The sequence below is a fragment of the Nevskia sp. genome, assembly GCF_023266035.1.
Lineage (GTDB): Bacteria > Pseudomonadota > Gammaproteobacteria > Nevskiales > Nevskiaceae > Nevskia.
Genome location: NZ_JAHFRY010000161.1, coordinates 1 through 9,129 on the forward strand (window position 1 = coordinate 1; position 9,129 = coordinate 9,129).

At 65.7% G+C, this 9,129-nt stretch carries 8 protein-coding genes; 3 read left to right on the top strand and 5 right to left on the bottom strand.

Annotation, left to right across the window (positions count from 1 at the left end):
* The 3 genes from Q0D45_RS19165 to Q0D45_RS19175 all read left to right on the top strand — a co-directional run.
* The coding region (locus tag Q0D45_RS19165) for an FtsX-like permease family protein (RefSeq protein ID WP_293396753.1) at positions 1-566 on the top strand (566 nt) is incomplete at its 5' end.
* A gap of 15 nt (positions 567-581) precedes the next feature.
* Complete coding sequence (locus Q0D45_RS19170; protein ID WP_293396756.1) at positions 582-1,937, top strand: efflux transporter outer membrane subunit; 1,356 nt, start codon at positions 582-584, stop codon at positions 1,935-1,937.
* An 83-nt stretch (positions 1,938-2,020) separates the two neighbouring features.
* Positions 2,021-3,067 carry a virulence RhuM family protein gene (locus Q0D45_RS19175; protein WP_293396759.1) on the top strand — a complete coding sequence of 349 codons (1,047 nt, stop codon included), beginning with the start codon at positions 2,021-2,023 and terminating at the stop codon, positions 3,065-3,067.
* A gap of 45 nt (positions 3,068-3,112) precedes the next feature.
* Here the strand turns inward: Q0D45_RS19175 and ssb are convergent, their stop codons facing one another.
* The 5 genes from ssb to Q0D45_RS19200 form a co-directional block, all read right to left on the bottom strand.
* Complete coding sequence (gene ssb, locus Q0D45_RS19180) at positions 3,113-3,616, bottom strand: single-stranded DNA-binding protein (RefSeq protein WP_293396762.1); 504 nt, start codon at positions 3,614-3,616, stop codon at positions 3,113-3,115.
* 16 nt (positions 3,617-3,632) lie between these two features.
* A complete protein-coding gene (locus Q0D45_RS19185; RefSeq protein WP_293396765.1) occupies positions 3,633-4,835 on the bottom strand; it encodes an MFS transporter in 1,203 nt (400 codons plus the stop codon).
* The gene (locus Q0D45_RS19190; protein WP_293396768.1) at positions 4,832-5,968 is read right to left on the bottom strand and encodes a hypothetical protein; all 1,137 of its coding nucleotides are present in this window, start codon (positions 5,966-5,968) and stop codon (positions 4,832-4,834) included. The genes Q0D45_RS19185 and Q0D45_RS19190 overlap by 4 nt, the downstream gene beginning before the upstream one ends.
* Positions 5,969-6,056: 88 nt before the next feature.
* Positions 6,057-7,175, bottom strand: a complete 1,119-nt coding sequence (locus Q0D45_RS19195; protein ID WP_293396771.1) for a hypothetical protein — start codon at positions 7,173-7,175, stop codon at positions 6,057-6,059.
* On the bottom strand, positions 7,165-8,856 hold the full coding sequence (locus Q0D45_RS19200; protein WP_293396774.1) for an ABC transporter ATP-binding protein: 1,692 nt from the start codon (positions 8,854-8,856) through the stop codon (positions 7,165-7,167). The genes Q0D45_RS19195 and Q0D45_RS19200 overlap by 11 nt, the downstream gene beginning before the upstream one ends.
* Between the last annotated feature and the right edge of the window lie 273 nt (positions 8,857-9,129).

Consider the following 9,129-nt stretch of genomic DNA (forward strand, 5'->3'; position numbering starts at 1 on the left):
GCTTCGCGCGGGTATTCGGCAAGCGCTTTCTCGGCACCATCAACGTCAAGCTGGCCAGCGCCGATGTCGCTGATAGCACGGAGGCCGCGATCACCGAACTGCTGACGGCACGCCACGGCACTATCGATTTCCAAGTGCGCAGCACCACCTCGCTGATGGAGATGGCGACCACCACGCAGAACACGCTGACCCTGTTGCTTGGGTCGGTGGCGTTCATTTCCTTGCTGGTCGGCGGCATCGGCGTGATGAACATCATGCTGGTCAGCGTCACCGAGCGGACCCGCGAGATCGGCGTGCGCATGGCCACCGGCGCGCGCACCAGCAACATCCTGCTGCAGTTCAACACCGAGGCGCTGGTGATCTGCGGCATCGGCGGCGTCATCGGCGTGCTGCTCGGCATCGGCGCGGCCCTCGCGGCCGAAGCCCTGGGCTCCAAAGTGGTGTTCACCGTCGCCCCGGCCGTGTTCGCCTTCGGCTCCGCTTTCATCACCGGCCTGCTGTTCGGTTATCTGCCGGCGCGCAAGGCGGCGAACCTCGATCCCGTCGTCGCTCTGGCTTCCGAATAGTCCGAAGAACCAGCCATGAAAAACTTCTCCTGCCTGACATTCGCTGCCGCCGCGCTATTGCTCGCCGGCTGCAGCCTGACCCCGACCTTGACCCAGCCCGAGCTGCCGCTGCCGGAACGCTACGCCCAGGCCGACGAAGCCAGCGCCGAGGCGGTGCCGGTCGTCCCGCAATGGTGGCAGCGCTTCGGCAGCGCCGAACTCGATCAGCTGATGAGCGAAGCGCTGGCCGCCAATCACGATCTGGCTGCCGCACTGGCACGCATCGAACAGTCCCGCGCCAGCGCCCGGGCTGCGCGCGCCAACCTGGTGCCGGCGGTCAATGCATCGGCATCGGCCTCGACCAATCGCAGTGGTGGCAACGACACCAGCGAAAACAGCCAGGCGACGCTCAGCGCGTCCTACGAGCTTGATCTCTGGGGCGCCAACCGGGCGACCGCAGCGGCAGCGCGAGCGCGGCTCGATGCCAGCGGCTACAACGGCAATGCCGTGGCGCTGGTGCTGCAGGGCGACGTGGCCAGCAACTATTTTCTGATCCTGTCGCTGAAGGATCGCCTGGCGCTGACCGAGGAAAACCGCGCTGCCGCCGCTGAACTGCTGCGCCTGGTCCAGCTGCGTTACGACAACGGTGGCGCCAATGCGCTGGAGCTGGCGCAGCAGCGAACCACGCTGCTCAACATCGAAGCCAGCCTGCCGTCGCTGCGCCTGAGCCTGGAGCAGACCCACCACGCGCTGGCCGTGCTGCTCGGCCGCGCACCAGGCGGCTTCACGGTGACGGCGACCACGCTCGCCGGGCTGAACGTGCCGGAGATCGCCGTCGACACGCCGGCCAGCCTGCTGCTGCAGCGGCCGGACATCCGCGCTTCGGAAAGCTCGCTGATCGCCGCCAATGCCGATATCGGCATCGCCCGTGCGGCGCTGCTACCGAGCGTGTCGCTGTCGGCCTCTGCCGGCTTCAACGGCCTGATCACCAGCGGCAGCAGCACCTTGCTGTCGCTCGCGGCCTCGCTATCGCAAACCATCTTCAACGGCGGCCGCCTGCAGAGTCAGGTGCGGCTGGCCGAAGCGCAGCAGCGGGAACTGATGGAGAACTACGCCCAGACCGTGCTGCTGGCGCTCAAGGATGTCGAAGACAACCTGGTCGCGGTCGGCACCAACGAGCAGCGCGCCGCGCTGCTGCAGCAATCCACCGAACAGGCGCGGCTGGCCTACCAGCTGGCCCGCACCCGCTACGACGCCGGCGCCGACGACCTGCTGACCCTGCTCGACGCCCAGCGCACCCGCCTCAGCTCCGAAGACAGCCTGGTGCAGGCCTCGCTTGCGCAGCAGACCGCGGCGATCGGTTTGTTCAAGGCTTTGGGTGGCGGTTACTGAGGATGCGTTGCAACATTCCCTCGTTTGCAAGTAGCAGCGTGAAACCGCCAGCTATTCCGCCCGATATCTGAAGGAGCTGGGCAATGAGTGAGAATATCTTGGGCAGCGGAGAACTGATCCTCTATCCCACGGAAGACGGTCGCGCCCAGTTCAGTCTCAAGGCGGTGGACGGCACCGTCTGGCTTGCGCAAGCCGAAATTGCCGAGCTGTTTCAAACTACCCCACAGAACATCACCCAGCACGTCAAAGCCATCTATAGCGAAGGCGAAGTGACGGAAGAGGCAACTTGTAAGGCTTACTTACAAGTTCAAGTTGAGGGTGCGAGGTCGGTTCGCCGCACGGTCAAGTCCTACAACCTCGACCTCATCCTCGCCGTTGGCTACAGGGTTCGTTCCCCGCGCGGCATCCAGTTTCGCCAGTGGGCCACGGCTCACCTGCGCGAGTACCTGGTCAAGGGTTTCGTCATGGACGATGCCCGGCTCAAGGAGCCGGCTGGCTGGGATTACTTTGACGAACTGCTGGAACGCATCCGGGAAATCCGGGCGTCCGAGAAGCGGTTTTACCACAAGGTCCGCGATCTCTTTGCGCTCTCGGCGGACTACCGGGATGACGGCGAGGCAGTCGGCCAGTTCTTTGCGGAAGTGCAGAACAAGATGCTGTTCGCGGTCACCGAATGCACAGCGGCGGAACTGGTGATGAAACGCGCCGACCCAAGCGTGCCCAACATGGCGCTGACGGCTTGGAAAGCAGGCCGCGTGCGCAAGACCGACGTGATCGTGGCCAAAAATTATCTCGCGGCGAATGAGATCGAGCATCTAAACCGCATCGTCGTCGCCTTCCTGGAGTTCGCCGAACTGCGCGTCATGAACCGCAAGCAGCTTCACATGGCGGACTGGCGGCAGTATGTCAATAGCTTCATCGAGTTCAACGAGCGGCCGCTTTTGCGGGGTGCCGGCCGCGTCAGCCACGACGACATGGTGGCCATCGCACACCAGCGCTACGAACAGTTCGATGCGCAGCGTCGAGTGGCCGATGCGTGCACGGCCGATGCCGACGACATCGCCGAACTGGAGAAGGCGGAGCGGCAGCTTACGCGGGAGTCAAAAACAAAACGCTCGAAAATAAAATAACCCCCTGTCGCAGGGGGTTATGGGTAGCAGAGAAGCGCAGCCTGATCAGAACGGGATGTCGTCATCCTCGAAGTGCTCGGCCGCCGGTGCTGCCTGCGGCTGCGGTGCGCGTGTAGGCGCGCTGCTGCGGGCTGGCGGCGAGCTGCGGGTCGGCGGGGCAGACTGGCTGTAATCGTCGTCGCTCATGCCTCCACCGCCGCCTCCACCACTGCGGCCATCGAGCATCTGCATGTCGTTGACCAGGATTTCCGTGGTGTAGCGATCCTGGCCTTCCTTGTCCTGCCACTTGCGAGTACGCAGGCTGCCTTCGACATAGACCTTGGCGCCCTTCTTCAGGTACTGGCCGGCGATCTCCGCGAGCTTCCGCGTGAACACCACGTTGTGCCACTCGGTCTTTTCCTTCTTTTCGCCGGAGGCCTTGTCGTTCCACGACTCCGAGGTGGCGAGGGTCAGGTTGCAGAACGCATCGCCGTTCGGGAAGTACTTCACTTCAGGGTCCTTGCCGAGGTTGCCGATCAGGATGACCTTGTTTACGCCGCGTGATGCCATATCGCCTCCGTGCTGCTCAATTTGTCGTGTGTTCTGGGGCCGGGATTGCACGTTCAGCAACCGCCAGGCCGGATGCCCCAGTCCCAACTATTATCAGCCAGATCGCCGCCAGCGCGCCTGCGGTCGCGTACACCCCAGCCACCCCGAAATGCCCCAGCGTGATGCCACCAAGCGAGCCGCCGGCGAAGCCGCCGAGGAACTGGGCGCTGGAATAGACGCCGAGCGCGGCACCCTTGCGTTCCGGCGGCACGCGCCGGGAAATCATCGATGGCAGGGCGCCTTCCAGGTAGTTGAAACCGAGGAAGAACAGGAACAGGGCCGCGACCAGGCCAGGCTTCGATTGCCAGGCGCCGGCCGCCAGCAGCATCGCCACCGTCAGGGCGGTGACTGCGGCGATGAACATCGGCTTGGCGATCTGGCGCTTTTCGACGATCCGGAACAGTGGAAACACCGGCACGATCGACACCAGCAGCAGTGGCAGCCAGACTTTCCAGTGCTCGTTGCCGGCGAGGCCGAGGGTTTTCTCCAGCGCCAGCGGCGAGGCCACGAACACCGCGGTCATCGTTGCGTGGAGCAGGAAGATGCCGGCATCGAGCCGCAGCAGTTGCGGATCGGCGAGGGCGGCGCGGATCGAGGCCGGTGCGCCGGCTGGCGGCAGCTTCGGCGCTGCCGGAATGCCCCAGATCACCAGCGGAATCGCCGCGGTGGCGAGCACAGCGGTCAGATCGAAGATGCCGGACACGCCGATGAAACCGGCGACGATCGGCCCGAGCACCAGCGCCAGGATGAACGACACGCCGAGCCCGGCGCCGAGGATCGCCATCGCCGTGCTGCGCACCTGCGGCCGGGTGACGTCGGCGAGCCAGGCGGACGCCGCCCCCGAGATGGCGCCGGCGCCCTGCAGCGCGCGGCCGGCCATGATCCAGTGGATGTCGTGGGTGGCGCCGGCCAGTGCGCTGCCGAGCGCGAACAGCGCCAGCCCGCCGACCATCACCGGCTTGCGGCCGATGCGGTCCGACAGCCAGCCGAACGGAATCTGCAGCGCCGCCTGGATCAGGCCGTAAAGGCCGATCGCGAGGCCGATCTGCAAGGCGGTGGCCGGCACCGGCAGGTCGCGCGCGTACAGCGCGAACACCGGCAAGATCATGAACATGCCGAGCATGCGCAGCGAGTAGATGACGCTGAGGCCTGCGGTGGCGCGTATTTCGTCGCGGTTCATCGGCTGGTTTCCAGGAAACTCGCAATGGCAGCGGCGCCTGCGGCGGCCGAACGGCCTATGGTTTCCGGATCGGCGTCGAAGGTGTCGCGAAAGTATTGGCGTTGGCGTTCGATCCAGTGGCCATGGTTGGCGACTGCATCGCTGAGGGCCACGTCCAGATCGTCGACGTTGGCGATCACGGTTCCGAGCTGCCAGAACAGATAGTCCGGCGAGTTCTGCCACGCAGCGTCGTGGCTGTTGATGAACAAGCAAGGTCTGGGCCGAACCATGAATTCGGCGATCTGGCTCGACACGTCGCCGAGATAGACATCGGCGGCCTGGGTGTAGGTCATGTCGATCGAGGCATCGCTGCCGGTGTCGATCAGCACATGCGGCAAGGTCCGGTAGCGATCGAGCCGTGCCTGGGTGACAGGATCGCGGCGATCGAACAGGCGGATGTGCGGCGCGAAGATCAGATTCCAGTCTTTCGACTGCGCGAAGTGCTCGAGCACCGCGAAGCCCTGCTTGGGCCAGGACGACAGGCCGGGTTCGAAATGGGGGTTGTAGAGCACCGTCGGGCGATCGTTGTCGAACAGCCGGCGGCGCTGGGCATCGAGCCGGTCGACGAGATCGAACTTCGCGTAGCAGCCGGCGTGGTAGCGGCCTTCGCGCAGGGTGCCCTGTTCGCGCATCCGCGCGGCCTGCCGTTCGCCGGCCAGCAGCAGGTAGTCGAACTCGATCAGGTCATCGGCGTAAGTCACGGCGCGGCCGGGCGCGCCGTGATTGGTCCAGATCATCCGCAGCTTCGGCAGGCGCAGCTTCTTCAGCAGCAGCGAGGTGCGCTCGGGCACCACCAGGGCGTCGAAGCGGCGGAAATAGCTGCGGTTGCCGATCAGCACCAGGGTCTTGGGCGGAATGCCTTCGCCACGCAGCCGCTGATACAGGCGCTGCAGCCAGCCGACCCACAGACGATCGATGCGCAGCCGGGCGTTCGGGTACAAGCCCATCAACCGCCGGACCAGACGCTCCTGCTCATCGGTGGAGCAGGCGATATGCACCGCCCAGTCCGGCCGCTGCGTCGCCAGTTCGGCGGCGATCGGGAAGCTGTGCGGAATCTGGTGAGTCTGCGCGATGTACGGAAAAACGACTTTCATTCGGAGGCGCGGGAAGACGCCGCAGGCGGCGTGAGGCAGTGCTCGGCGGGCCGATCGGGGTGCCGGAGTTGGCCGCTATGGTAGCCGTTTACCCTGTGCCGCTTGCCTTCGACACGCTGCGATCAGCGCGCAAAGCGAGCTGCTCTTCGATCAGGCGGATCATCAGCGGAATGCCGTTGACCGGCTTCAGGGCGGAGACCCGCTGGCGGATCGCGTCACCTTCGGTGGTCAGCAATCTTTCGGCAGCCTCCGCCAATGCAGCAGCTTCCGGTGCCGCCGCGAGCGCCAGGCCGGCTTGGGTGTAACGCCGGATTCTTTCCGGCTGGTCGGAACCGCCGAGTGGTGAGGCGACGCAGGCGGCACCGCAGGCCAGCGCCTGATGCAGCGCACCGGTGGCGCCGTTGGTGACGATGATCCGGGCTCGGCGCATCAGCACCAGTAGCTGCGGCAGGTTCAGCGCCTTGATCGCCAGCGTCTGCCCTTCCGGGATCGGCCCCTGGTGCAGCGGCCCGAGCAGGGTGATGGCGTCGAGGCCGGTGGCCGCATGCAGCCGTTCCGCTGCGGCATGGAAGATGTCGCCGACATGGCGGCCATCGACTCGGTAACCGCCGCCGCCCGGCACCAGCAGGGCGAACGGCTGATTGGCGCGCGCCCGGATTTCCGGCTGCAGCTCGTCGAGGTCGGACGGCAGATCGTCGAAGTAGGTATCGAAGATCGCGCGCCGCGTGGCGCTGATCGCCGACAACAGCCGCTGCCCTGGCGTGAATGCCAAGGATGTCAGATAAGGGCGCTGCTGCCAGTGGGCGTCGAGTCGCCACAGCCAGGACCATTCGAAGGCGCGCTTGCAGGTTCCGGGTTGGTCGGCAACGTACGCGCTGCGTGCGCCAACGGCGCGGCACTGATCCAGCACCGCCGGATGGCTGTAGCAATCGAAGATCACCAGATGCGGCCGGCGCTCGCGGATCTCTCGGTTCAGGAAGCTGATCCTGGTCGGCTTGTCGAGATGCGCATCGTTGAAAGAGACGGGGAACGGGCAGTCGTGCCGGGTTTCGGCGCCGCCGGGCAACAGGAATTCGATGGTCGCTGCCGGCCAGCGTCGCCGGGCAGCCTGGGCCAGGGTCACGGCCCGGACAAACTCGCTGCTGCCGCCCCATTTGTAGTACGGCGCGAATAGCAGATGAGGCCTGTCGCTGGCCTCAGGCGGCAAGCTGGGTCTCGGTCAGCACCCCGCCTTCGAGACGAATCACTCGTTCGGCCGCGTCCACCCAGGCGGCGTGATGCGAGATCGACAGCACCGACAGCCCCGTGCTCCGGGCCAGTGCGCAGACGTTGTCGACGATGCCGGCTTCGGTGCCCGGATCGAGCGCGCTGGTGGCCTCGTCGAGGATCAGCAGGCGCGGCTGGTGGACCAGCGCGCGGGCGATGGCGATGCGCTGGCGCTGGCCGCCGGAGAGCATGCTGCCGCGCTCGCCGACGCTGGTATCGATGCCGTCCGGCAGCCGCGCCACGAAATCCCAGGCACCGGCCTGGCGCAACGCGCGTTCGACATCGTCGCGGCTGAACTCGGGGGCGCCGAGCGTGACATTGGTGGCGATGCTGTCGTTGAACAGCATCAGCTCCTGCGGCACGTAGCCGGTCATGGCGCGCCAGCGCATCAGATCGAGCTGATCGAGCGGTACGTCGTCGATCAGGATCTCGCCGGCATCCGGCTGATGCAGGCCGAGCAGCAGGTCGACCAGCGTCGTCTTGCCGGCGCCGGAAGGGCCGGTCAGCGCCGCCACTTCGCCGGCCTTCAAGGTGAAGCTGCCGTTGTGCAGGATGCGGTGGCCATCGAAGGCGAACGAGACGTCGCGAAAGCGCAGTTCCTGGGTGAAGGTCGGGGCCTGTCCGCCGTGGGCGTTTTCGCGCGCCTGCCGGGTGTCCTCGATCGCCTGCCGGACCAGGAAGAAGCCGCTTTCGGCGGCATAGACGTTCTGCAATTCCTGCTGTGCCTTGCCGACGATCGAGACGATCTTGGCTAGCAGCAGGCTCATGATCAGCACCTCGCCGATCGGCAGCTGCATCACCCGCAGCGCGCCGAAAATACCGATGCTCAGACACAGCGCGAGGATCGGTTCCTGCAGCGCCTTGTTGGCGTTCCTCGAGAACACCTGCCGGCGCGAGGCTTTGCGAATCGCTTTCAGATCCTGCTGGAACAGGGTGTTGAAGCGCGCATGTCGGGCCATCGCCTTCATCGGCTTGATGCCGACCAGCACGTCGGTCAGCCGCACCAGCAGGGATTGCAGGCGTCCGGTCTGCAGGCGGGCGTTCTGCTTGGCGATTGCCAGCAAGCGGTTCAGCGAGCCGATCATGATCAGGCTGACCAGGATCGCCAGCACCGCCAGTTTCCACGAGGCGAGGGCGGCAACCAGCAGATAGACCAGCGCCTGCACCGACAGGGAAAACATCAGGCTCATCGCGTTGTAGGCCTCGCCGGCCCGCGTGGCTTCGCCGCCGAGGGCGCTGGAGAAGCGGCCCACCGGCTGGCGCACGTAATAGCTCCAGCGGGCATGCAGCAGCGCTTCGATCAGCCCCAGCCGCATGCCGGCCGCGACATCGGCCACCGCATGGCCGACCTGGCGCAGCGCCAGCAGCATCAGGCCCGCCTTGAGCAGCATGCCGGCGGCGATGATGCCGAGCAGGATCGCCGGATCGTGCGGCAGATGCAGGCGATCGAGGACGCCAAGCACGCCCTGGCTCAGGGCATTGGTTTTCGAGCCGTCATCGCCGAGCACGGCGATCAGCGGCAGCAGGGTGGCGATGCCGATGCCTTCGGCGACGCTCGCGAACGACAGGCACAGCATCACCACGATGTTGCGGCGCAGGGGAATGGCGGCGGCGATCCTCAATAGGGAGCGCGAGCCTGAATGTTCGGAGGAGGGGGAACGGGTCGACATGAATCGCTTGAATCGTGGGAGGCGTGAATGACGGCGCGGCTGCAGCGATCGCTCAGGGTTGATCCGGTTTTTTCATGCGCTGCCAGTAGGCTTCATCGCGCTTGACCACCAGATCGTCGGCTCGGCTGGTGCCGGCTTCCTTGCGATTGCCCTTCATGTGATCCATGAACTCGCCAAGCGAGGAATTGATCAGCACGTGGCTGGCCCGGTGGCCGATGCCCTCGG